The following is a 22179-nucleotide window of genomic DNA, read 5'->3' on the forward strand; positions in this document are numbered from 1 at the left end:
TGCGGGTGGTGGCGCCGATGAGGGCGTCGAGGCCGGCGCGGATGAAGGCGGCGCTTTCGGGGGCGAGTTCGGCGCGGAGGAGGGTCATGCCGGTGGGGAGTTCGTGGATGGTGCAGCGTTCTGCGCGTCTGAGGAGTTCGTCGCGGGGTTCGCGGCCGTCTTGGTCGAGGCGGGTGCGGACGAGTTTGGCGATGCGGGTGACGTCTTGCAGGGGCGCGTGGGCGGCGTGCTCGACCGCGATGGCGGAGGCCGTCTCGAGTTCGCTTCTGGTGCAGATGCGGCCGGCGTTGCGGAGCTCCCGGACGATGACCGCTGCCCCGTCGACGCTGAGGGGTGCTCTGGGTGTGCCGGCAGTGCTTGATGGGTGGGTGTCGTCCGGGCCTGTGTCGGAATCGGATGGGTCATCGGCGGCAACCGGTTCGAGCGATGCCGCGACTGCTGGGAACGGACATTCCTCCAGCTCGCCGAGCAACCCGCGCGGCCGCGTGATGGCGGCACCGACCTCCGCGATCGCCGCGCCGCGGGCGCGCGCCACCCGCCACCGCTCGGACACCATGACACCCGGGTTGGCGTAACCGGCGGCGCGCACCAGGGTGCCGTCACGGCGGGAAGGCGACGGGCGCAATGCGATCGCGCCGGTGACGCGTGCGGCGAGGACCTCGACCGCGTGCTGCACGGCACCGAGCTCGTCGAGGACCCGGAGGATCGCCTCATCGTTCATGTTCTCGAGCTGCTCCGCGACACCGGAGCCTGGACGGATCGCGTCGAGCGCGCCCTGCCAGACCGCATCGAACCCGGCCGCGGCGGCGGTGAGCGGGTTCCGTGCGGTGCTGGTCATGGGTCCATCCAAACACGGACCACTGACATTGGAACGGATGCGGAATAAGCCGCTGATCAGCGTATTTATCCCACAGTTGATGCTTGCTCGGGGTGCCCTTCGACAGGCTCAGGGACCGTAGGTGGTCGCGGAGTCTGTCGAGGTGCGGGGAGGCCCCTCGACAGGCTCAGGGAACGTGTGTCCTCGGTGCTCGAGGTGCGGTGGGGAAGGTTGCTCGTGGGCCCTTCGACAGGCTCAGGAAACGAGACTCCGCGGTTGCCGAAGAGCATCGACAGCCTCAGGCTGTTCCGACGCGCTCAGGGAGCGGGCCGCTGCTCAGTCGAGCGACGCCGGGACGAGCCGGAACCCGCCCTCGGCGACCGGCTCGAGCCGCAGCTGGAAGAGGCCGTCGATCACGAGGTCCGCATCGAGTTCGTGCGCCTCGTGCGTCCCGGCGATGCCGACCGTCCAGCAGCCGGCGGCGCGCGCTGCGGCGAGCCCGGCGGGCGCGTCCTCGAACACGACGCACGGCTGCGACTCCATGCCCAGCCGCGTGCGGCCGAGCAGGAACGGTTCGGGGTCCGGCTTGCCCTTCGTGACGTCGTCGAAGGTCACGACGACCTCCGGCCGCACGAGCCCGGCGGCCGTGATCCGGTTGCCGGCGATGAGCCTCGTGCCGCTCGTGACGATCGCCTTCGCGTCGTCGCCGAGCGCCGCCAGTGCCTCCGCCGCCCCCGGGAGCGCGATGACGTCGGCGACCTCGTCGGCCTCGATCTCGATGATCCGTGCGAGTGCTTCGGCGACCTGCTCGGGCGGGAAGATCGCGGCGAGCACCTGGGCGGCGGGCTGGCCGTGTCCCGCGGCGAGCAGGTCGCCCTCGAGACCGTATTCGCGGGCGAGCTGCGCCCATGACCGGTTCACGGCCGGCGTCGAGTCGATGAGGGTCCCGTCGAGGTCGAAGAGTCCGGCAGCGAAGACCTGGTCGAAGATCGGTGCGGAGGCCTCGATCGTCCGTCCGAGGCCGAGCGCGCGTTGGACGGCGGCGAGCTGCTGCGAGGTGGACAACGCCGCTTCGATCGACAGGTGCTCGATGGCGGGTGGGGTGTCGGTCGACGGGTCCACGATGTGCGTGTCCCGCTCGGCACCGCGTTCGGCCCGGCGGGCTGCGAGCGTGGCGGCATCGGCGTGCAGCCAGACGACCTTCGGGGCGACCCCTGCCGCCTCGACGAGCGCGTCCCATTCGGCGCCGCCGCGGAGCTCCGCGGTGAAGGGTGCGACGAGCACCGCGCCGACACCGCTGCCGCGCTGGTCGGCGAGGACCGCTCGGAGGGCCGCGTACCGTGCCGGACGCATGGTCGGGCGCAACTTCGCGTCGTTCCAGTGGAGCGGCTCGGCACCGTCGGGATCGGTCACCGGACCGAGACCGTCGAGCAACGGATTGGTGATGGTGTCGAGGTCGAGGAGCGGGAGTCGGAGGGCCCGGGCGAGCTCACGTCCGAGGGTGGTCTTGCCGCTTCCGGCTGCTCCTGCGACGACGACGATCACGCTGACTCCTCGATGACTCCGGGATGGCGACCCGCATCCGAGGGGGCTGCACGCCTCTTCGATGCAAGTTCCAAATGAATTTGATCTCTTTCAGACAACGTTGCTTGACAACGTTGTCGGTCTGCGGTCAGTATAGGCGCACGAAGGAACGACGGGGTTCTGCAGCTGCACCACCCCGACCGATGACAACGCTGTCAGGAGGTGGAGCCCATGGACACCTGCAACCCCGCGATCACCGCGACCAGTCCGATCCGGACACGTGTGCACGTCCCATCGCTCCGGACCGGCTGCGACGTCCGACCCGTTCCGCTTCCCGTCAGGGGGACCCGCTGATGCGGCCGCCCGGGATCAAGGATGTGGCTGCGCAGTCCGGCGTCAGCATCAAGACCGTCTCGCGGGTGGTGAACGGCGAACCGTCCGTGCACCCCGAGACCCGAAGCCGCGTGCTCGAGGCGATCGATCGCCTCGGGTACGTGCCCAACACGGCCGCCCGCTCGCTGAAGTCCGGCACCGGCGGCGCGATCGGCGTCCTCATCGACTCGCTCGCCGACCCGTTCTTCGCCTCGCTCGTGAGCGCCATCGAGGCCCGCGCGCTCAAGGAGGGCCTGAGCGTCCTCGTGGCGAGCACCGGGCTCGACGAGGGGCGCGAGCGCGACCAGCTGACCGGGTTCATCGCCGGCCACCAGGTCGCCGGCGTCATCATCGCCCCGGTCGCCGCGGAGCTGCCCTACCTCGAGGCGTTCCGGAACGTGACACCCGTCGTGGCCGTCGACCGTCCGCTCGCCGCCTTCGACAGCGTCGTGGTCGACGACTACGCCGCCACCCAGCTCGCGATCCGCCAGTTCGTCGAGCTCGGCCACACCCGCATCGCCTTCTACGACCGGGACGAACGCTTCCTCACCATCCGTCGGCGCTACCAGGGCTACACCGACGTCCTGGCCGAGGCGGGGATCGACCTCGACCCGTCACTCGTCTCCTGGACCATCGACGGCTCGCTCGACTACGCCGCCGAGACGGAGCGCCTGCTCGGGCTCGAGGACCCGCCCACCGCGTTCTTCGCGTCGAACGCGAAGGCGGCGATCGGTCTGACGAGCTCCCTGCACCGCATCGGGCGCGAGGATACGGCGCACATCGCGTTCGGCGACTTCACCCTCGCCGACGTCCTGCGGCCGGCCGTCAGCTGCATCAACCAGGATCCGTTCGTCATCGGCACCGCCGCGATCGAGCGACTCCTCGAACTGCGCGAATCACCGGCCGACGAACCGCGCGAGTGGGTCGTCCCGACCTCCCTGGTGTCGCGTGGTTCCGGAGAGATCCCAGGCCCGGCACCGCGTCACACCGTGGACGCACGCACCGCGTCCACCACGAGCATGGTCGGAGGACCAGCAGCATGAGCACGACCCAGCCCACGAGGCTCGCCCAGCCGACGCGACTCGCGCCGAACCTCATCGAGCACTTCTACCGCGGCGGCGACCGCATCGCCGGCCTGCGCGGTATCGAGCAGCAGAGCGAGTTCCAGCCGGAGGAGTGGCTCGGAGCGACCGTGAGCCGCGCCGACCAGGAGCCCGGCGGCGCCATCGGCCTCGCCCGCACCGTCGACGGCGTCCTCCTCCGAGACCTCGTCGCGGCCGACCCCGAGCAGTGGACCGGGGCAGGACAGGACCACGGCACCGACGCCGCCGACACCGGCATCCTCGTCAAGCTGCTCGACGCCCGTCAGCGGCTCCCCGTCCACGTCCACCCGGACCGGGCGTTCGCCGCCTCCCACCTCGACTGCGCCTACGGCAAGACGGAGGCCTGGTTCATCCTCGACGCCGAGCCCGGCTCGGCGGTCCACCTCGGATGGAGCGAGGACGTCGATCCCGACGAACTCGACCGCCGTCGCGACGCCCAGGACAGCGAGTGGATGCTGTCGCACATGAACCGGATCGTCGTCGAGCGCGGCATGGGCATCCTCGTGCCGGCCGGCACGGCCCACGCGATCGACGGCGGCATCTTCCTCGCGGAGGTGCAGGAACCGACCGACCTCTCCATCCTCCTGGAGTGGTCGGTCACGACCTCGACGCGCGACGAGTCCCACCTCGGCCTCGGGTTCGAGACCGTGATGGGCGCGGTGTCGACGAAGGCGCTCCCGCAGTCCGAGATCGAACACCTCGTCGTGCTGCACGACCTCGACGCCCGGACGGATGCGCCGGTCTCGTTGTTGCCCGCGGCCGCCGACCCCTACTTCCAGCTCTTCGCCGTGGCGCCCGGCACCGACGGCAGCGCGCCCGTGGACGCCGGCTTCTCGGTGGCCCTCGCGCTCACCGGCGCAGGCGCACTGGTCTCTGAGACCGGCGCCGAGGCCGTCGAGTTCTCCGCCGGAGAGGTCTTCGCCGTCCCGGCCGGGTTCGGGCCGTGGACCGTCAGCGGCTCGGCCACCGTGCTCGCCGCCGGCCCCGGTGCGGGCTGGCCGGCGACCCTCGCATCGGGAGGCATCCGATGACGCCACCCCTCGACGCAGGACCCACGATCACGCAGCAGCGCACCACACACCACCGCCCCGAGCGGCGGTACGACAGCCACCACACGCCGGACCCGTCCACCGGGGCCGGCTGGAAAGGAACGAGAACGACATGACGACTCCCGTCTTGGAGGCCAGAGGCCTCACCCGGCAGTTCGGGCACGTCCGCGCCCTCGACGAAGCGGACTTCGAGGTCTACCCCGGCGAGGTCACCGCCCTCATCGGCGACAACGGGGCGGGCAAGTCCACCCTGGTCAAGGCACTCTCCGGCAACCTCGCGGTCGACAGCGGCGTGATCAGGTTCGAAGGCGAACCGATCACGCTCACCTCGCCCATGCAGTCGAGTGCGCTCGGCATCGAGACGGTCTACCAGGACCTCGCACTCGCGCCCCACCTCGACCCCGTGCAGAACGTCTACCTCGGCCGCGAGATCATGCGGCCCGGCCTCGGCGGCCTGCTCGGCCTCATGAACGTCAAGGAGATGAGCAAGCAGTCGCGTCACGCCTTCGACGAACTCGGCGCGACCGTCCGTTCGCTCACCGACCCGGTGGGCGCGATGTCCGGCGGGCAGCGCCAGGCGATCGCCATCGCCCGTGCGGTGCACTGGGCCAACAAGGTCGTCTTCCTCGACGAACCGACGGCCGCCCTCGGCGTCCGTCAGACGAAGAACGTGCTCGAGACGATCCGCCGCGTTCGCGACAAGGGCATCGCGGTCGTCTTCATCAGCCACTCGATGCCGCACGTCATGGAGGTGTCCGACCGCGTGCAGGTGCTGCGGCTCGGCCACCGCGCGGCGACGGTCGACACGAAGGACACGAACATGGAAGAACTCGTCGGTCTCATGACCGGTGCCAGCACGAGGAACGTCGCATGAGCGCGGTGAAGCAGGCCGAGATGGGGCCGGAGACGACCGCCATCGAGACGGCCAAGGACCGGGAGACCCCGATCAAGAAGCTCTTCAAGGCTCAGGCCTTCCAGATCTTCATCGTCCTCCTCGTCGTCATCGCGATCTTCTCCGCGATCGCACCCGACACCTTCGCGCAGCTGTCCAACCTGCGGCTCGTCGTGCAGAACGCCTCCATCCTCGCGGTGCTCGGCGTCGGCATGACCTACGTCATCATCACCTCCGGCATCGACCTCTCGATCGGCTCCGTCCTCGTCTTCTCGGGCGTCGTGTCCGCGACGACGATGCGGGCCATGGGCGGCGACGACTGGGGGACCGCGATCGTCGGCATCCTCGTGTCGATCGGCGTCGGCATCCTCTGGGGTACGTTCAACGGCATCCTCATCTCCAAAGCGAAGGTGCCGCCGCTGATCGTCACCCTCGGTAGCCTCGGCATGGCGCTCGGCCTCGCCCAGATCCTCACCGGCGGCGTCGACATCCGCGAGGTGCCGTCGGTCCTCACCGACTCGATCGGGTACGGCAACATCTTCGGCGCAGTCCCGATCATCTCGGTCATCGCCCTCGTCGTCGTCATCATCGGTGCGCTCGTCCTCCACAAGACGAAGTTCGGCCTGTACACCTACGCGGTGGGCTCGAGCGAGGAGGCGGCACGACGCGTCGGCGTGAAGGTCGACCGTCACCTCATCCGCATCTACGCGATCTCGGGTGGCCTCGCGGGTCTCGCCGGCATCCTGTCGCTGTCGCAGTTCGGCACCACCGCGATCGCCGGTCAGTCGCAGACCAACCTGAACGTCATCGCCGCGGTCGTCATCGGTGGCACCTCGCTCTTCGGCGGCTACGGGACGATCTTCGGCACCGTCGTCGGTCTGTTCATCCCCGCCGTCCTCCAGAACGGCTTCGTCATCACCGGCGTGCAGCCCTTCTGGCAGCAGGTCGCGGTCGGCGCCGTCCTCATCCTGGCCGTCTACGTCGACCAGGTCCGCCGTTCCTCCGCAGCCCGCGGTGGATCCACGAGCTTCTGGCGAGCCCTCGTCAGCAGGAAGAAGAAATAACCCCCACACAGATCAACACCCCCCCCGCACCATCCCAGTAGTCCAGCAGTTCAAGAGAAACGGGAAATCACAATGAAGTGGAAGAAGTCAGTTCTCGGAGTCCTCGCGCTCGGCGCGTCGGCAGGCCTCATGCTCACCGGGTGTTCCGGTGGCGCGAGCTCGGGCGGCAGCAGCGCAGGCGCAGGTTCCGACGGCTACAAGATCGCGTTCATCCAGGGCGTCGCAGGCGACGAGTTCTACATCTCGATGCAGTGCGGTATCGAATCGGCGGCGAAGGATGCCGGCGCGACGGTCACGACCCAGGGTCCGGAGAAGTTCGACCCGACGCTGCAGAAGCCGCTCGTCGACTCGGTCGTCGCCTCGAAGCCGGACGCGATCCTGGTCGCCCCGACCGACGTGAAGGCCATGGAGGCCCCGCTGAAGGCTGCGGCCGACGCGGGCATCAAGGTCGTCCTCGTCGACACCACCGTCGACGACCCGTCGTTCGCGGTCTCGCAGATCTCGAGCGACAACAAGGGCGGCGGCGCCGCGGCGTTCGACGCGATCAAGGAAGCGCACCCTGAGGGCGGCAAGGTCCTCGTGGTCTCGGTCGACCCCGGCATCTCGACCACGGACGCCCGTGCCGAGGGCTTCCAGGAAGCGGTCAAGGGCGATGACAAGTTCACCGACCTCGGCGTGCAGTACAGCCACAACGAGCCGTCCACGGCTGCCGAGATCGTGACCGCGGCGCTCCAGAAGGACCCCGACATCGTGGGCATCTTCGCAGCGAACCTGTTCGCGGCCGAAGGTTCCGCGACCGGTGTCAAGCAGGCCGGCAAGGAGGACTCGGTCACCATCGTCGGGTTCGACGCGGGTCCCGCCCAGGTCAAGCAGCTGAAGGAGGGCACCGTCCAGGCGCTCGTCGCTCAGGAGCCGGCCACCATCGGTTCCGATGGTGTCGCCCAGGCGATCGCTGCGCTGAACGGCGACAAGGTCGAGGCCAAGATCCAGACCGGCTTCACCATCATCACCAAGGACAACGTCGACGGCGACGCGAAGGATGCCGTCTACCAGTCCAAGTGCGGCTAGGCCTTCCAGCCACTCCGCATCACCAGACCGCGACGGCGTCGGAGCTTCGAGCTCCGGCGCCGTCGCGCTGCGTCCGGCGCTCTGCCTCGACGCCACCCTCCACGGGGTGCGAGAATCGCGACATGACCCAGGTGATCGTCGCGGCGACCGCGGTGCGCCGGCTGTCCGACGATGCTCCGGGACGGATCGAGGCCGAGGTCGTCGATGCGGCGGGGCGAGCCCACCGCCTGGTCATCACGGTCCCCGAACGCGCGAGCCGTGCGGTCACCGCGTCGACCGACGTCCTGTTCCGAATCGGGCTCCGGGCCGAGTACGTGCGGATGGAGGGACCGGCCGTGGTGATCCGGTTCGCGGACGGCGTCACCACCACCGATGGCCTCGGCGGAATCTGCCTGGACCCGGACATCGTCCACTGGTTGTGAACGACTCGATCGACTGACGGTCGGGTCGGTGACGAGTCCTAGGCGACGAGGGTGAGGAGCCGCGCGACCTCGGCGGCGACGGCGTTGCGTGCCGGGCCGAGGTACTTCCGCGGGTCGACGAGCGACGGGTCCGCGTCGAGGCGCTCACGGACGGCTCGGGTGTAGACGCCGTTGATGTGGGTCGAGATGTTGATCTTGCGCATGCCCGCGTCCACCGCCCGCACGAGGTCCTCGTCGCTCACGCCGCTCGAACCGTGCAGGACGAGCGGGACGGGGACGGCCGACGCGAGTTCGCGGATGAGGCCGAAGTCCAGGGTCGCGCTCCGCGACGTCATCGCGTGCGAGCTGCCGACCGCGACCGCGAGGCCGTCGACGCCGGTGCCCGCGACGAACGCCGCAGCCTCACCGGGGTCGGTCCGGACGCCGGGTGTGTGTGCGCCACCCTTGCCGCCGATCGCCCCGAGTTCCGCCTCGACCCACACGCCCTGCGCCTGAGCCGCGCGGGCGACCACTGCGGTGCGCTCGCGGTTCTCCTCGTCGGGGAGGGTTGCCGCGTCGAACATGACCGAGGTGAAACCGAGTCGTACCGCCTCGTCGACGAGCGTCTCGTCCTCGGCGTGGTCGAGATGCACGGCGGTCGCGGTGCCGGCCTCGCGGGCGAGCTCCAGACTCGCGAGCCCGATCGGCGCGAGGCCGCCGTGGTACCTCGCCGCGTTCTCGGACACCTGCAGGATCACACCCCGGCCCGCGAGCTCGGCGCCGCGGAGGATGGCCTCGCCGTGTTCGAGCTGGATGACGTTGAAGGCGAGGACGGCGCGCTGCGCGTCGAGGAGCGCGGCGGTGGAGACGAGCGTCATGGTGGTTCCTCTCGGGGTGCACGCGGGACGATCGACCCGGTGCCGGTGGGGATGGTCAGGTGGTGGCCAGCAGCAGCTCGGGACCGCTTGCGGCGAGTGCGTCGACCGTGTCCGGGTCGAGCCCGTCGTCGGTCACGATCTGGTCGAACTCGTCGAGTCCCGCGGCCCGGTGGAACGAGGTGGTGCCGAACTTGGCGGCGGTGACGGCGAGGATGCGTCGTCTGGAGACGTCGAGCATCGCCCGCTTCACCTCGGCCTCCTCGGGCAGGGTCGTCGTGGCGCCCGAGGTGAGCCCCACCCCGTTGGCGCCCAGGACGGCGACGTCGGCGTGGAGCCCCGACAGCCGTTCGACGGTCCACGCGCCGACGGTCGCCTGCGTGACGGCGCGGACCCTCCCGGGCAGGGCGAGCACGGTGAGTCGCGGCCGGCCACCGAGCAGGGCGACGATCGGCAGGCTGTTCGTCACCACGAGGAGTCGGCTGGCGTGGGGGAGGAGGGCGGCGACCTCGAGGGTCATCGCACCGGAGTCGAGGAGGACGACTCCCTCCTCGGGGAGCTGCTCGACGACGAGCCGCGCGACGGCGGCGCGCTCGATGCGCTCGCCTTCGCGGCGTCGTTGGAGGCTGGGCTCGAACGCGGGTCGCCGGGCGAGGACCGCGCCACCATGGTGGCGGCGGATGAGCCCCTGTCGCTCGAGTACCGCGAGGTCGCGACGGATGGTTTCGGGCGTGACGCCGAGTCGGCTGCTCAGCTCGGCGACCGACAGGGCGCCGTCGCCGTCGCGGGCACCCGCGAGGATCGCGGCGTGACGCTCTGCTGGGTACATGACTGCTCCGTCCGGTCTGGCCAGCGTATCCGAATCTGTCCGATATCTCTTCCGATTCGGTGGGATCGGTGCAAAGATCAACATGATCGGGCGCACCCGATGACGACGATGACGACGAACGGAAGGCCGCCGATGGCTGAGCACGGGCCGCGCAGCGCACCCCACGAGTCGGGGTCGCGGTTCCTGCTCGGGATCGACGTCGGGCAGACCGCCGTCAAGGCCGTCCTGCACGACGAGCGGTTGCACCCGGTCGCCGTCGCTCGGCGCGCGAGCCCCGTCGACCGCCCGGTCGCCCGGCACGCCGAGCGGTCGCAGGACGACCTGTGGGCCGCGGTCGCCGACGCGGTGTCGGAGGTGATGGCGACGTCGGGTGTCGACCCGAGGCTGGTCGCCGCCGTCGGGATCACCGGCCACGGCGACGGCCTGCACCTCGTGACCGCCGCCGGAGCGCCGGTCGGCCCGGCCATCACGGCGATGGACTCCCGGGCGCACGTCGAGGCCGCCGAACTCGCCTCCGATCCCGACCGGCTGCGCGTGGTGCTCGAACGCTCCGGACAGCTGCCGACGCCGGGTGCCGCCGGCAACCTCCTCCGCTGGCTGCTCCGCCACGACCCGGAGCGTGTCCAGCAGGCAGACGCGATGCTCTTCTGCAAGGACGTGGTCCGCCTGCGGCTCACCGGCGAGATCTCCACCGACTACTCCGACGCCTGCGCCTCCTTCCTGGACGTCGGGACCGCCACCTGGAGCGCCGAGGTCCTCGACGCCTACGGCCTGCCCGCCGAACTGCTCCGTCTGCTGCCGCCGATCAACCCGAGCGGCACGATCGTCGGGTCGGTGCTGCCGGCGGCCGCCGCGGTCACGGGCCTCGTCGCCGGGACGCCGGTCGTGTCGGGACTCCACGACGTGCAGGCATCGTCGATCGGCATGGGAGCACTCTTCCCCGGGCGGCTAGCCCTCGTGGCCGGCTCGTTCAGCACCAACGGCGTGACGACGACCCAGCCCGACGTGGACCCGCGGTGGCAGTCCCGCCTCTCGATCACCCCGGACCTGCGGATCGCGATGTCCACCTCGGCGACGGCATCACCCTCCTTCGACTGGACGCTCCGGCTCCTGGGCGTGACCGACGCCACCGGCCGCGACGCGCTGATCGCCGAGGCCGCAGCACTCCCTCCGGAGGAGCAGGTGCCGCTCGTCCTGCCCTTCCAATCGGACTCCCCACTCGGCGCCGAGGCTTCTGCCACGCTCGCCGGCGTCCGCGACTGGCACACGAGGGCACACGTGCTGCGCGGAGCCCTCGAGGGCGTCGTGCTCATGCACCGTTGGCACACCCGGGCGCTCGGCGAACGGTTCCGGTGGGACGAGCCGATCGTCCTCGGCGGCGGCCTCGCGCGGTCGCCGCTGTACGTGCAACTCGTGGCCAACGCCCTCCGGGCGCCCGTGACGGTCGTCGACTCGGAGGAGGCCGGAGCCCTCGGCGCCGCGATCGTCGCCGGGGTCGCCACCGGACTCCTGCCGTCGGTGGAACAGGCCCAGCGCGACGTCGTCCGACACGCACCCGCCGTCCTGCCGACGGACGCCTCGGCGGCGTACTGGGCCGGGGTCGGAACCGCGTTCGACGAGCTCGTCGAGGCTCTCAGCCCCTGGTGGCGACGGCGGGATGGGGAGTCGAGCCCCAACGATCCGGCGTCGGAACGCGACGACCGTGCCGGGGTGGAACGATGAGCGCGTCCGTCGGCGGCCGCGGGACGGCCGCGTCCAGTCCGGTGGACGACCGGCGTCGGGAGATCCTCACCCGACTCGAGCAGGACGGGCGGGTCGAAGTCGGCCTGCTCGCAGTGGGCCTCGGCGTGACCGAGGAGACGATCCGACGCGACCTCCGCGTCCTCGAACTCGACGGACGCCTCCGCCGCGCGCACGGCGGGGCGGTGCGCACCGACCTCGACCCGGGCCAGGACTCCGGGGTGTCCGGTACGCTCGCCGCGCGGGCGCTGACCCTGGTCGACCCGGGCTCAGCGGTCTTCCTCGGCGCGGGCTCAGCCTGCGAAGCGCTCGCCGGGGGCCTCGCGACGACCGCCGGGACCGTCATCGTGACCGCTTCGGTGCCGGTCGCCCTGGCCGCGGCCGCTGCCGAGGAAGCGGCCGTCGTCCACCTCGTCGGCGGAACGGCGGACGGGCGCGGCGTCCTCACCGGTGCCTGGGCGCGCGAGCAGCTCGCCGGCCTCCGCCTCGACGTCGCGGTCGTCGAGGCGCTCGGCGTCTCCGCGGACGGCCGACTGCTCCACGCCTCGCCGGAGGAGGCGGCGGTCGTCGCGGCCGCGGTCGAACTCGCCTCCACGGCGATCCTCCTGGCCGACCCGGCGACGTTCGGCGCCGACGGCCTCGCGGCCTCCGTCCCGGCCACCCGTCTCGACGTGGCGGTGGTGCATCAGGGCGTCGACGAACCGACCCTCGACAGCCTCCGCTCGACCGGCGTCAGCGTCGAGACGGTCGGGGCGGACGCATGAGCGGCATCGTGACGGTCACGCCGGCAGCCGCGATCGACCAGACCTATCGCGTCGACGGGCTCCGACTCGGCGACGTCAACCGGGCGGTGGGCGTGTCCACCGAGCTGAGCGGGAAGGGCGTCAACGTCGCGCGGGCGGTCACCCTCTCGCCGCTCCCGGTCCGTGCGGTGGTGCCGATGGGTGCGGACGGACGGATCCTCGCCGACGACCCGGCGCTCCGGACGTTGCTCGCCGTCGTCCCGACCGACGGTCGGACGCGGGTGAACACGACCATCCTCGACGCCGCGACCGGAACGACCAAGGTCAACGAACCGGCGATCCCGCTGCGTGCCGAGGACTGGGCCGCCGTCGTCGCCACCTCCGGCGCGGAGATCGACCGGATCGGCGCGGACTGGCTCGTCGTCTCCGGCACGATCCCGACGGTCCAGGGCGGCACCGGCCCCGTCGACATCCTCCAGTTGCTCCGTCAGGCTGGTGACCGGGGAGCGCGCGTGGCCGTCGACACCGCGGGTGCGGCGCTCGAGACCGCCGTCGCGAACCTCGACCTCGTCCACCTGCTCAAGCCGAACGCGCACGAGCTCGCCGAGCTCACCGGCCGTGAGCTGCTGACGATCGGCGATGTCGCCTCCGCCGCCGACGAACTGCACCGTGCCGGCTGCGACCTCGTCTACGTGAGCATGGGGGCAGACGGGGCGCTCCTCCGCACCACGGCAGGGCTGTGGCACGCGCACGTCGCAGCCACGGTCGTGAACACCGCCGGTGCCGGCGACGCCTCGTTGGCCGGATTCCTCGTCGGACTCCACGGCGAGGACGGCCGGGACGACCCGGCGGCCGCGGTAGCGTCGGCCGCCGCCTGGGGTGCGCTCGCCGTGTCGAGCGCGACGACCATCCTCACCTCCCTCGAGGCGCTGACCACACCGGTCGCCGTCCAGGACCCCGACCCGACGACACCGCTGAGCGAACCGGCCACGCCGCCACGCGACGAGACGACGACGCCATGATCGATCAGGCCGTTCCACGCTTCCACGCCGCCGTGGACCTCGGTGCGTCGAGCGGTCGCGTCATGCTCGGCCGCTGGGCCGACGGCCGCTTGGCGCTCACCGAGGTGCACCGGTTCCCCAACGGCCCGATCACGCAGGACGGTCGACTCCGGTGGGATGCGGAGCGCCTGTTCGAGGAGACCCTCGTCGGGCTCGCGGAGGCCGTCCGGATCGCAGCGGCCGCGGGCGGTGTGCTCGACGGGATCGGGGTCGACAGCTGGGGCGTCGACATCGCGCTCGTGGGCGTCGGCAGCGGTACCGCGTTCCCGACCGTGCCGCATCACCGCGGCGCCGACGCCGACGGTCCGGCCCGTGCCGCCGTGCTCGTCGACGCCGCGACGGCCTACGCGGTGACCGGCGTGCTGGAGCAGACCATCAACACCTCCTACCAGCTGCGGTCCCGCGCCGAGGAGCTCGACGTCCGCCGAGCCGACGGCGATCGCCCGACCGTGTTGCTCGTCCCGGACCTCTGGGTGTGGCTGCTCACAGGCGTCGTCGGAGCGGAGCGCACGATCGCCTCGACGACGCAGCTGCTCGATCAGGGCACCGGCGACTGGGCGGCGGAGCTCATCCGTCGCTGGGGTCTCGACGGCTTCGACTTCCCGCCGGTGGTCGCATCGGGGACGGTCGCCGGCCCGACGACGCCGGAGGTCACCGCGCGTCTCGGGTCGAGCCTGCCGATCCCCGTCCACCGCGTCGCGGAGCACGACACCGCGTCCGCACTCGCCTTCGCCCGCCCGGACGGCGCGGAGCTCCTCGTCTCGAGCGGCAGCTGGTCCCTCGTCGGGGTGTGCCTGCCGGCGCCGGTGCTCACGGAGCACGCGCGGGACGCCGGCTTCACGAACGAGGCCGGTGCCGCCGGATCCTCCCTGCTCCTCCGTAACCTGGCGGGGATGTGGCTGCTCACGGAGTGCGCCCGCGCCTGGTCCGCAGAGGACGGGAGCGCGGTCGACCTCGTCGAACTCGTGGCGGACGTGTCGGAGGCAGAAACAGACGCGGCCACGGACCTCACGCCCGCCGTGTTCGACGTCGCCGACCCACGGCTGCTCGTGCCGGGGGACATGCCGGGACGCATCGCGACGCTTTGCCGGGAGACCGGACAGCGTCCACCGGGCGGACGGAGCGACACCGTGCGCAGCGTGGTCGAGAGCCTCGCGGTCGCCTACGCCGAGACGGTCCGGGCCTGCGAGGCGATCACCGGGGTGACGATCCGTTCGGTCCGCATCGTCGGCGGCGGGTCGCGCAACCGGCTCCTGTGTGCCCGCACGGCGGCACGGACCGGTCTTCCGGTCACCGCCGGCCCGGCGGAGGCTTCGGCGCTCGGCAACCTGGCCGTGCAAGTCGTCGCGGCCGGTCACGCGCCGTCGCTCGACGCGGTCTACCGGCACGGCCAGGACGATCACGACCATGACAATGACCATGAGCGGACACCGACATGACCGACCGCACCGACCAGCCGGAGACCGAGACGGACCTCCTCGACCGCTTCGTCGCCTTTTCGCGCGATCTCGGGCGTCCTGATCGGGCGTGGGCGCTCCTGGCGGAGGGCAACACCTCCCTGCTCCTGCCGGAGGACGGCGCTCGGGCGATGCTCGTGAAGGCGAGCGGCGCGTCCATGGCCGTGGCGACCGCCGACGACGCGGTCCGTCTCGCGATCGGACCGGTGCTCGACCTCGTCGACTCGCACGCGGGCGGGGACGCCGAGGTGGCCGCGCTGTTCGATGCCGCGGCGCTCGCGGGGAACGGTCGGCGCCCCTCGGTGGAGGCGATCCTCCATGCGGTCTGCCTCGACCTGCCCGGCGTCGTCGCGGTCGGCCACACCCACCCCGTGCCGGTCAACGCCCTGCTCTGCTCGCCGTCGGCCGACGCCCTGACCCGCGGTTCGCTCTTCCCCGACCAGATCGTGGTCCTCGGTACCGATCCGCTGCTCGTGCCCTACGTCGACCCCGGACTCGAGCTCGCCCGCGCGGTCCGCCGCATGCTCCGTGGGCAGCTCGCCGCGACCGGCCGGGTGCCGAAGGTCGTGTACCTGCAGAACCACGGGATGTTCGCCCTCGGTTCGAGTGCGGCCGAGGTCCTCCGGATCACCGAGATGGCCGTGAAGGTCGCCCAGGTGCTCCTCGGAGCACTCGCCGCCGGCGGGCCGGTGTACCTGAGCGACGAGGCCGTCGCACGCATCGACACGAGACCCGACGAAGTGCTGCGTCGAGCCGCGCTCGCCGCACAGGAATCCACGACCGACCGCGCCGGGACGGCGCACGGAAGGACCACGACATGAGCCAGCCGACCAGCGCCACCGACCTCACCGGGCAGGTCGCGATCATCACCGGAGCGTCCTCGGGCATCGGCCGCTCGTACGCCCAGGCGCTCGCCGCCGCCGGGGTGCGCACGGTCCTCGTGGGACGCTCCACCGAGCGACTCTCGGCCGTCGCCGACGCCCTGCCGACACCGAGCGTCTTCCTGGCGGGCGACCTCGCCGACCCCGCCGTGTCCGAGCAGGCCGTCGCGCTGGCGCTCGCCGCCTTCGGACGCCTCGACATCGTCCTCGCCAACGCGGGCCTCTACGTCGGTGGTGACGTCGTCGACACCCCGATGACCGCGATCGAGGAGCTCGTCGGCGTCAACGTCCTCGGAGCGATGGCGACGGTTCGCGCAGCGCTGCCGCACCTCGTCGAGCAGGGTGCGGGCGACGTCCTGGTGACGAGCTCGGTGTCCGGTCACCAGGACATCCACTGGGAGCCCGTCTACTCCGCGACGAAACACGCCATGCAGTCGTTCGTCCACACCACCCGGCGGAACCTCGTCGGATCCGGGGTGCGGATGGGCGCGGTCGCGCCCGGCGTCGTGCTCAACGAGCTGTGGGGGATCGCCGAGGGGGCCTCAGGCGTGGAGGAGCAGATCGCCGCACGCACCGGCATCCGCTCCGAGGACGTCGCCGACGCCGTGCTCTTCATGCTCACGAGACCCCGACACGTCACCATCCGCGACCTCGTCGTCCTGCCCACCGACCAGGAGATCTGAGCGACTCGCGTCGCCCGCCGACACCTCCACCAGCCCGCCCGATCGAAGGACCACACATGTTCGCTGACCTCCACGGCCGTACGGCCGTCATCACCGGCGGGGCCCGCGGGCTCGGCTACTCGATCGCCACGGCGCTCGCCGCGCAGGGCGTCCAGGTGGCGTTGCTCGATCTCTTGCCGACCGTCCACGAGTCGGCCGAGCGGTTGGCGTCCGAGTACGGCGTCCGCACCTCGGCGCATGCGGTCGACGTCACCGACGCGATCGCCGTCGAGGCCGCCTTCGCCGCTGCCGAGGCCGAGCTCGGCGTGCCGTCGCTGCTCGTGACCGCGGCGGGCATCACCATCTGGGGCGACAGCGTCGACGTGCCGGCGGACACCTGGCGGAAGGTGCTCGCCGTGAACCTCGACGGCACCTTCTTCGCCGCGCAGTCCTTCGCCCGTCGAGCCATCGCCGCGGGCCGGCCCGCCTCGGCGGTCTTCATCTCGTCGATGTCGGCGTTCATCGTGAACCAGCCGCAGTTCCAGGCCTCCTACAACGCGTCGAAGGCGGCGGTCAGTCACCTCGCGTCGTCGCTCGCGGTCGAGTGGGCACCCTCCGGCGTCCGGGTCAACGCGATCGCCCCCGGGTACTTCCTCTCGGACATGACCCGCGAGTTCACCGAGGCGAACCCCGACCTCGCCGCCGAGTGGACCGCGGACATCCCGGCGGGCCGGATGGGGCAGCCGGAGGACCTCCACGGGCTCGTCCTGCTGCTCACGTCCGACGCCTCCTCGTACCTCACGGGCCAGAGCCTCGTCATCGACGGCGGCTACACCGCGCTCTGAGCAGGCCCCACCCGCCGAACCGTTCGACCCGACCACACCGACCCGACCACACCGACCCGACCGCACCGACCCGAGGACCCCCAATGACGACGACGCCGCCCGAACAGACGCCTGACGACCAGGCCGACCGCGACGCCGTGTGGGGCGCACGGCGTCGACGCTTCGTCGAGGCCCGATCCGGTGCGGTCGAGCGTGCGTGGGCTCCGCGTGCAGTCCGCGTCGACGACGGGCCGTCGACGGGCCGGCGCCAGGTCGAGCTGCGCCACCTCGGCGGACTCGAGGTCACGGTCGAGGTCGACCAGTTCCTCGACCTCGGCGAGGCCTCCTGGAACGGCGAGGTCGTGTCGTTCGTCGCACCGACGACCGCTCCGGAGGCCGAGAGCTGGGCCCGCCGCTGGCAGGGCGGCCTGCTGACGACCTGCGGGCTCACCGCGGTCGGCCTGGCCGCGGAGGCGGACGGTGGGATGCACGGTCGGGCGCATCGCATCCCGGCGACCCTCACCCGCCGCGAGGGGCGATGGACCGCGGCGGGTCGGTACGAGCTCCTCGTCGACGGCCTGCTCCGCGAGGGCGCCGTGTTCCAGCAGAACCTCACGGTGACCCGCAGCATCCGAGCCGAGGTCGGCGTCGCGCGGATCCGCCTGCACGACGTCGTCCGGAACGAGGGGTTCGTCGCAGAGCCGGTGCGCCTGCTCTACCACGTGAACCTCGGCTGGCCGGTGCTGCACGGCGGTGCCGTCGTGGCGGCCGAGGCCGACGTCCCCGGCGGGGCGGTATCCGAACGCCAGGACGGTGGCGGCTGGCGGCGGGTGATCGGCGAGCCCGAGCCGGCCGCCGACGAGCAGGTCGACGCCCTCGACGCGGTCGCCGGGCCCGACGGCTGGTCCATCGCGACCCTCTCGGGCGAGGCCGGCACGGTCACGGTCCGGTTCCGACCGGAGCAGTTGCCGTTCCTCACGGTGTGGCGGAGCACGGCCGCGGGGTCGTACGCCCTCGGCATCGAACCCGGCACCTGCTGGCCGAGTCACGCGGCCGGTCCGGATCGCGGGAAGGCGGGCCGGATCGTGGAGCCCGGGGAGTCGTTCGAAGTCGACCTCGAGATCGTCTTCGAGCCCGCGGCCGACGACTTCGGCGACTGAGCCCACCGGCCTCCGTCACCATCACATTCCCGGTTTCCGAAGAATTCGCGCTGGGGTATGTCATCGATGACATGAACGAGGTATGCTCGCCATGACATCGATGACATGGAGTCATCGTCGGAAGCCGACACGGACGTCGGAACCTGAACGGACACCGCCGTGCACCCTGCTGCGAACCTCGACTCGACCGCCGTCACCTCCGTGGCCTCGGATCGACTCGTCGCCGGCCTCGACCTCGGCAGCACCGGCGTCAAGATCCTCGTGACCGACGCCGACGGTGCCGAGGTCCTCATCCACCAGCTGCCCACCCCGTGGCTCGCCGGTCCAGGCGGCACGACCGTGATGGAGGCGGCGTCCCTCATCGCCACCGTCCGGGAGCTCCTCGACCACGTCGGTGCGGAACTCGTCGACCGGTTCGGGCCGGCCGCGCGGGTCCGCGCGCTCGCCGTCTCCGGCATGGGGGAGTCCGGGATCGTCCTCGACGCCGTCGGCCGGCCCGTCGCGCCCGCCATCGCCTGGTTCGATCCGCGCGGCGCCGAACAGCTCGCGGCCCTCCCCGCCGAGATCGCGGAGCAGTTCGCCGGTCGGACGGGCCTGCCGCTCGGCGTGCAGGTCTCGGTCATCAAGCTCCTCCACCTCCGTGACGCCGGACTCGACCTCGCCGGAACGCGCTGGCTCAACCTGCCGGAGTACCTCGTCGCGGCCCTCGGCGGCGAGGAGGCAGCCGAGTACTCGCTCTCGTCGCGCACCGGCCTGCTCGATCAGGACACCGGTGAACCGTGGCCCGAACTGCTCGACCACCTCGGCGTCGACGCGTCGTTCCTCCCGCCGTTCACCGACGCCGGTGCCCCGCTCGGCGCCGCGAGCAGCCAGTGGGTGCCGGCGGTCTTCTCCGGTGCGGCCTTGACCGTCGCCGGCCACGACCACCTCGTGTCGGCCGTCTCCACCGGCTCGTTCCCCGCCGAGCGCTACCACGTGTCGATGGGCACGGCCGAGGTCCTGCTGCGACGCCTCGACGAACCACTCCCGTTCGCCGCCCGCGAGCGGCTCGCCGAGGTGTTCATCAACTGCGTCCGTCACGTCGTGCCGGGCACCTGGGTGCTCGTCGCCGGCGTCAAGACCGGTCTGCTCATGCGTCGCACCCTCCAGCTCGTCGGGGTGACCGACCGCGCAGGGCGCGACCGCCTGGACGACGAGGTCATGGCGCTCCCGGCGGGCGGGCTGCTCGGCGACGGCGACGTCTCGGTCGCGGGCGCCCGGAACGACGACGGCGTCCTCAAGCTCACGGTCCGTGCCGACGGCGCGGGACCGGCCGAGATCTTCGAAGCGGTGCTCCGGCACGGCAACGACGAACTCGCCGTGCTCATCGCGGCGATGGACCGCGAGGTCGCCCCGGCCACCTCGGCGCTGCTCACCGGCGGCTGGGCCGGCATGCGGTCCGTGCAACGCGCCCGAGCGGCCGTCCTGCCCGGCGTGCAGGTGTCGCACCGGTCTCAGGACACGGCATACGGCGCAGCCGTCTTCGCCGGGGCCCTCCTCGAACCCGCCACCTCCCGATCACATCCCTGACCGACCACCCGACCACTCAGACCGATCCTCGCCGGCGCGACCGCTGCCGGGACCAGACCCCATCCGAAGCACAAGGAGCACCTCATGAACGCAGTAGCCACCAGGACCAACGAGCTGACGACGCTCGAACGCCGCGCCATGGACACGATCAGCACCCCGGGCGGTGGCATGCTCATCGTCGCCGGCGACCAGCGCAACGGCATGAAGGCCGTCATGACCGACGCCCCGAACGGCGCGGCCGGCATCAGCCGTGACGAACTCGCCGAGGCCAAGAGCGACCTCGTCCGGTTCCTCGGCAACCACGCACCCGCCATCCTCCTCGACCCGGAGGTCGCCCTCCCGCTCGTCGTCGACGAGCGCACCCTCTCCCGCACGACCGGTCTCGTCGTCGGCATGGACTCCTCGGGATTCGACACCGAGAACGGTCTGCGCCGGACGAAGTACGTCCCCGGCATGGACGCCCGCCGGGTCCGCGAACTCGGTGGCGACGCCGCCAAGATGCTCTTCTACCTGCGCTCCGACCAGCGGGAGGCCGAGCAGGTCGTCATCGACGAGATCGCCCGCCTCGTGGAGGAGTGCACCGCCGAGGGCGTGCTGCTCATCGTCGAGATCCTCGTCTACCAGCTCGACGGCGAGAGCGACGAGGCCTACGCCGAGATCTTCCCCGAGCTCGTGCGCGGCGCCGCGGAGATCTCCGTCGCCGCCGGTTCCAAAGTCCTGAAGCTCCAGTACCCGGGCTCCGCCGAGGCCGCAGCAGCCGTGACCGAGGCCGCCGCCGGTGTGCCGTGGGCCGTGCTGTCCGCCGGCGTCGACCACGAGACCTTCGTCGGCCAGGTCCGCACCGCGGTCGAGAACGGTGCCGGCGGCGCGATGGCCGGTCGTTCGCTGTGGAAGGATAGCCTTTCGATCTCGTCGGCGAAGCGTGAGGAACTGCTCACGAACCGTGCGCTGCCTCGCCTCCGTGAGCTCGAGCAGGTCATCGAGACCGCGCTCGCCGGTCGCTGACGGATCGCGGGCGGCGTCCTCGGTCGCCGCCCGCGAACCAGCCCGATCCGACCACGCCACGCAGGTGGAACCACCCGAGGAGCAGCCATGGCCACGATGCAGGACGTGGCGTCCCTCGCCGGAGTGAGCTCGAAGACGGTCTCCCGCGTGTTCAACGACGACCCGCACGTGCTCCCCGAGACGCGGTCGCGGGTCGAATCGGCCATGCGGGAGCTGAACTACGTCCCGAACGTCCTGGCGCGCACCTTCCGCGCCGGGCGGTCCTCCTCCGTCGGCGTCGCGGTCCCGGACGTCGTCGACCCCTTCTTCGCCGCGGTCGTCCGCGCCGTCGAGGAGGTCTGTTCCGTCTCGGGCATCACCACCCTCGTCACGAGCATCGGCGACGACCCGGCGCGCGAGCGTGCCGTGCTCGACTCGCTGCTCCGGTCACAGCTCATGGGGCTCGTCCTCGCGCCCGTCGCGGAGGACCAGTCGTGGCTCGCGCCGTGGGCCGAGCACACGCCCATCGTGTTCGTCGACCGCGCCCCCGGTGGACTCGACGCCGACAGCTTCGTCGAGGACGACCACCGCGGTGCCTACCTCGCGACGAGGCACCTGCTCGAGCACGGGCACACCCGGGTCGCCTTCATCGCCGACTCGGCACACCCGCCGAGCACCCGTCGCCGGCTCGAGGGCTACCGTTCGGCGCTCGCCGAGAGCGGGATCGACCTCGACGACGCCATCGTCAGCCTCGACGCGACGGACCGCGGACCGGCCGCCGCCGTGGTCGACGCTCTCCTCGCCCTCGCCTCCCCACCGACGGCCCTGTTCTCGGCGAACGCGCGCGTGACGATGGCGCTCGTCCCCGCGCTGCGCTCACGGGGGATCGCCTCGCTCGGCTTCGGTGACTTCCCGATGGCCGACCAGCTCGATCCGGCGGTCAGCGTCATCGAACAGGACCCGGCACGCCTGGGCCGCCTGGCCGCCACCCGGGCGCTCGCCCGCTTCGGTGACGCGGACGGCGAGCACGAGCGCAGCACCGTCGTCCCCGTCGGGCTCCTCCTGCGGGAGTCCTGCGGCTGTCACCTCACCGCGTGATCCCCC

Annotated in this window: 21 protein-coding genes; 17 read left to right on the forward strand and 4 right to left on the reverse strand. The window is 71.6% G+C overall.

What is annotated here, in order from left to right; genetic code table 11:
• Nucleotides 1-838 (reverse strand): hypothetical protein (locus tag HOW07_RS18135; RefSeq protein WP_175118142.1); only part of this gene is annotated, 838 nt, incomplete at its 3' end.
• 315 nt (nucleotides 839-1153) lie between these two features.
• The gene (locus tag HOW07_RS19910; RefSeq protein WP_175118144.1) at nucleotides 1154-2362 is read right to left on the reverse strand and encodes an HAD-IA family hydrolase; all 1209 of its coding nucleotides are present in this window, start codon (nucleotides 2360-2362) and stop codon (nucleotides 1154-1156) included.
• A 356-nt stretch (nucleotides 2363-2718) separates the two neighbouring features.
• Here HOW07_RS19910 and HOW07_RS18145 point away from each other — a divergent pair, with 356 nt between their 5' ends.
• From HOW07_RS18145 to HOW07_RS18170, 6 genes are all read left to right on the forward strand, one after another.
• On the forward strand, nucleotides 2719-3756 hold the full coding sequence (locus HOW07_RS18145; protein WP_175118146.1) for a LacI family DNA-binding transcriptional regulator: 1038 nt from the start codon (nucleotides 2719-2721) through the stop codon (nucleotides 3754-3756).
• A complete protein-coding gene (locus tag HOW07_RS18150) occupies nucleotides 3753-4847 on the forward strand; it encodes a class I mannose-6-phosphate isomerase (protein WP_175118147.1) in 1095 nt (364 codons plus the stop codon). Before HOW07_RS18145 ends, HOW07_RS18150 begins: the two co-directional genes overlap by 4 nt.
• A 130-nt stretch (nucleotides 4848-4977) precedes the next feature.
• Nucleotides 4978-5739, forward strand: a complete 762-nt coding sequence (locus HOW07_RS18155) for an ATP-binding cassette domain-containing protein (protein WP_064294785.1) — start codon at nucleotides 4978-4980, stop codon at nucleotides 5737-5739.
• On the forward strand, nucleotides 5736-6821 hold the full coding sequence (locus tag HOW07_RS18160) for an ABC transporter permease (protein ID WP_064294786.1): 1086 nt from the start codon (nucleotides 5736-5738) through the stop codon (nucleotides 6819-6821). The genes HOW07_RS18155 and HOW07_RS18160 overlap by 4 nt, the downstream gene beginning before the upstream one ends.
• Before the next feature lie 72 nt (nucleotides 6822-6893).
• On the forward strand, nucleotides 6894-7889 hold the full coding sequence (locus HOW07_RS18165) for an ABC transporter substrate-binding protein (RefSeq protein WP_064294787.1): 996 nt from the start codon (nucleotides 6894-6896) through the stop codon (nucleotides 7887-7889).
• A 122-nt stretch (nucleotides 7890-8011) separates the two neighbouring features.
• Nucleotides 8012-8311 (forward strand): hypothetical protein, encoded by a 300-nt coding sequence (locus HOW07_RS18170; RefSeq protein ID WP_175118149.1) that lies wholly within the window; start codon nucleotides 8012-8014, stop codon nucleotides 8309-8311.
• 38 nt (nucleotides 8312-8349) lie between these two features.
• Here the strand turns inward: HOW07_RS18170 and HOW07_RS18175 are convergent, their stop codons facing one another.
• Nucleotides 8350-9168, reverse strand: a complete 819-nt coding sequence (locus tag HOW07_RS18175) for a class II fructose-bisphosphate aldolase (protein ID WP_175118151.1) — start codon at nucleotides 9166-9168, stop codon at nucleotides 8350-8352.
• A 55-nt stretch (nucleotides 9169-9223) separates the two neighbouring features.
• Nucleotides 9224-9994: a DeoR/GlpR family DNA-binding transcription regulator gene (locus HOW07_RS18180; RefSeq protein WP_175118152.1), complete on the reverse strand. Its 771-nt coding sequence runs from the start codon at nucleotides 9992-9994 to the stop codon at nucleotides 9224-9226.
• A gap of 132 nt (nucleotides 9995-10126) precedes the next feature.
• On the opposite strand from HOW07_RS18180, the gene HOW07_RS18185 reads away from it, so the two are divergent.
• The 11 genes from HOW07_RS18185 to HOW07_RS18235 all read left to right on the forward strand — a co-directional run bounded on the left by HOW07_RS18185 (nucleotide 10127) and on the right by HOW07_RS18235 (nucleotide 22173).
• Entirely contained in the window at nucleotides 10127-11716 is a 1590-nt protein-coding gene (locus HOW07_RS18185; RefSeq protein ID WP_175118154.1) for an FGGY-family carbohydrate kinase, read from the forward strand.
• Nucleotides 11713-12498, forward strand: a complete 786-nt coding sequence (locus HOW07_RS18190) for a DeoR/GlpR family DNA-binding transcription regulator (RefSeq protein ID WP_175118156.1) — start codon at nucleotides 11713-11715, stop codon at nucleotides 12496-12498. The genes HOW07_RS18185 and HOW07_RS18190 overlap by 4 nt, the downstream gene beginning before the upstream one ends.
• Nucleotides 12495-13499 (forward strand): 1-phosphofructokinase family hexose kinase, encoded by a 1005-nt coding sequence (locus HOW07_RS18195; RefSeq protein ID WP_175118158.1) that lies wholly within the window; start codon nucleotides 12495-12497, stop codon nucleotides 13497-13499. Before HOW07_RS18190 ends, HOW07_RS18195 begins: the two co-directional genes overlap by 4 nt.
• Nucleotides 13496-14977 carry a rhamnulokinase family protein gene (locus HOW07_RS18200; RefSeq protein WP_175118160.1) on the forward strand — a complete coding sequence of 494 codons (1482 nt, stop codon included), beginning with the start codon at nucleotides 13496-13498 and terminating at the stop codon, nucleotides 14975-14977. The genes HOW07_RS18195 and HOW07_RS18200 overlap by 4 nt, the downstream gene beginning before the upstream one ends.
• Nucleotides 14974-15816 (forward strand): class II aldolase/adducin family protein, encoded by an 843-nt coding sequence (locus tag HOW07_RS18205; protein WP_175118161.1) that lies wholly within the window; start codon nucleotides 14974-14976, stop codon nucleotides 15814-15816. The genes HOW07_RS18200 and HOW07_RS18205 overlap by 4 nt, the downstream gene beginning before the upstream one ends.
• Nucleotides 15813-16559, forward strand: a complete 747-nt coding sequence (locus tag HOW07_RS18210) for an SDR family oxidoreductase (RefSeq protein WP_121291975.1) — start codon at nucleotides 15813-15815, stop codon at nucleotides 16557-16559. The genes HOW07_RS18205 and HOW07_RS18210 overlap by 4 nt, the downstream gene beginning before the upstream one ends.
• Before the next feature lie 56 nt (nucleotides 16560-16615).
• On the forward strand, nucleotides 16616-17383 hold the full coding sequence (locus tag HOW07_RS18215) for an SDR family oxidoreductase (RefSeq protein ID WP_175118163.1): 768 nt from the start codon (nucleotides 16616-16618) through the stop codon (nucleotides 17381-17383).
• Between the two features lie 83 nt (nucleotides 17384-17466).
• Complete coding sequence (locus tag HOW07_RS18220) at nucleotides 17467-18522, forward strand: DUF4432 family protein (RefSeq protein ID WP_175118165.1); 1056 nt, start codon at nucleotides 17467-17469, stop codon at nucleotides 18520-18522.
• Between the two features lie 159 nt (nucleotides 18523-18681).
• Complete coding sequence (locus HOW07_RS18225) at nucleotides 18682-20091, forward strand: L-fuculokinase (RefSeq protein WP_205847526.1); 1410 nt, start codon at nucleotides 18682-18684, stop codon at nucleotides 20089-20091.
• 84 nt (nucleotides 20092-20175) lie between these two features.
• Nucleotides 20176-21096 (forward strand): hypothetical protein, encoded by a 921-nt coding sequence (locus HOW07_RS18230; RefSeq protein ID WP_217485414.1) that lies wholly within the window; start codon nucleotides 20176-20178, stop codon nucleotides 21094-21096.
• Between the two features lie 87 nt (nucleotides 21097-21183).
• The gene (locus HOW07_RS18235) at nucleotides 21184-22173 is read left to right on the forward strand and encodes a LacI family DNA-binding transcriptional regulator (RefSeq protein ID WP_175118166.1); all 990 of its coding nucleotides are present in this window, start codon (nucleotides 21184-21186) and stop codon (nucleotides 22171-22173) included.
• The last annotated feature ends 6 nt before the right edge of the window (nucleotides 22174-22179 follow it).

The organism is Plantibacter sp. MCCC 1A11337 (assembly GCF_013349365.1).
GTDB classification, from domain to species: domain Bacteria; phylum Actinomycetota; class Actinomycetes; order Actinomycetales; family Microbacteriaceae; genus Plantibacter; species Plantibacter flavus_A.

Coding starts and splice junctions, on each gene's coding strand:
- HOW07_RS18150 (WP_175118147.1), top strand. CDS start 3,753: ATGAGCACGACCCAGCCCACGAGGCTCGCCCAGCCGACGCGACTCGCG.
- HOW07_RS18155 (WP_064294785.1), top strand. CDS start 4,978: ATGACGACTCCCGTCTTGGAGGCCAGAGGCCTCACCCGGCAGTTCGGG.
- HOW07_RS18160 (WP_064294786.1), top strand. CDS start 5,736: ATGAGCGCGGTGAAGCAGGCCGAGATGGGGCCGGAGACGACCGCCATC.
- HOW07_RS18165 (WP_064294787.1), top strand. CDS start 6,894: ATGAAGTGGAAGAAGTCAGTTCTCGGAGTCCTCGCGCTCGGCGCGTCG.
- HOW07_RS18170 (WP_175118149.1), top strand. CDS start 8,012: ATGACCCAGGTGATCGTCGCGGCGACCGCGGTGCGCCGGCTGTCCGAC.
- HOW07_RS18175 (WP_175118151.1), bottom strand. CDS start 9,168: ATGACGCTCGTCTCCACCGCCGCGCTCCTCGACGCGCAGCGCGCCGTC.
- HOW07_RS18180 (WP_175118152.1), bottom strand. CDS start 9,994: ATGTACCCAGCAGAGCGTCACGCCGCGATCCTCGCGGGTGCCCGCGAC.
- HOW07_RS18185 (WP_175118154.1), top strand. CDS start 10,127: ATGGCTGAGCACGGGCCGCGCAGCGCACCCCACGAGTCGGGGTCGCGG.
- HOW07_RS18190 (WP_175118156.1), top strand. CDS start 11,713: ATGAGCGCGTCCGTCGGCGGCCGCGGGACGGCCGCGTCCAGTCCGGTG.
- HOW07_RS18195 (WP_175118158.1), top strand. CDS start 12,495: ATGAGCGGCATCGTGACGGTCACGCCGGCAGCCGCGATCGACCAGACC.
- HOW07_RS18200 (WP_175118160.1), top strand. CDS start 13,496: ATGATCGATCAGGCCGTTCCACGCTTCCACGCCGCCGTGGACCTCGGT.
- HOW07_RS18205 (WP_175118161.1), top strand. CDS start 14,974: ATGACCGACCGCACCGACCAGCCGGAGACCGAGACGGACCTCCTCGAC.
- HOW07_RS18210 (WP_121291975.1), top strand. CDS start 15,813: ATGAGCCAGCCGACCAGCGCCACCGACCTCACCGGGCAGGTCGCGATC.
- HOW07_RS18215 (WP_175118163.1), top strand. CDS start 16,616: ATGTTCGCTGACCTCCACGGCCGTACGGCCGTCATCACCGGCGGGGCC.
- HOW07_RS18220 (WP_175118165.1), top strand. CDS start 17,467: ATGACGACGACGCCGCCCGAACAGACGCCTGACGACCAGGCCGACCGC.
- HOW07_RS18230 (WP_217485414.1), top strand. CDS start 20,176: ATGAACGCAGTAGCCACCAGGACCAACGAGCTGACGACGCTCGAACGC.
- HOW07_RS18235 (WP_175118166.1), top strand. CDS start 21,184: ATGGCCACGATGCAGGACGTGGCGTCCCTCGCCGGAGTGAGCTCGAAG.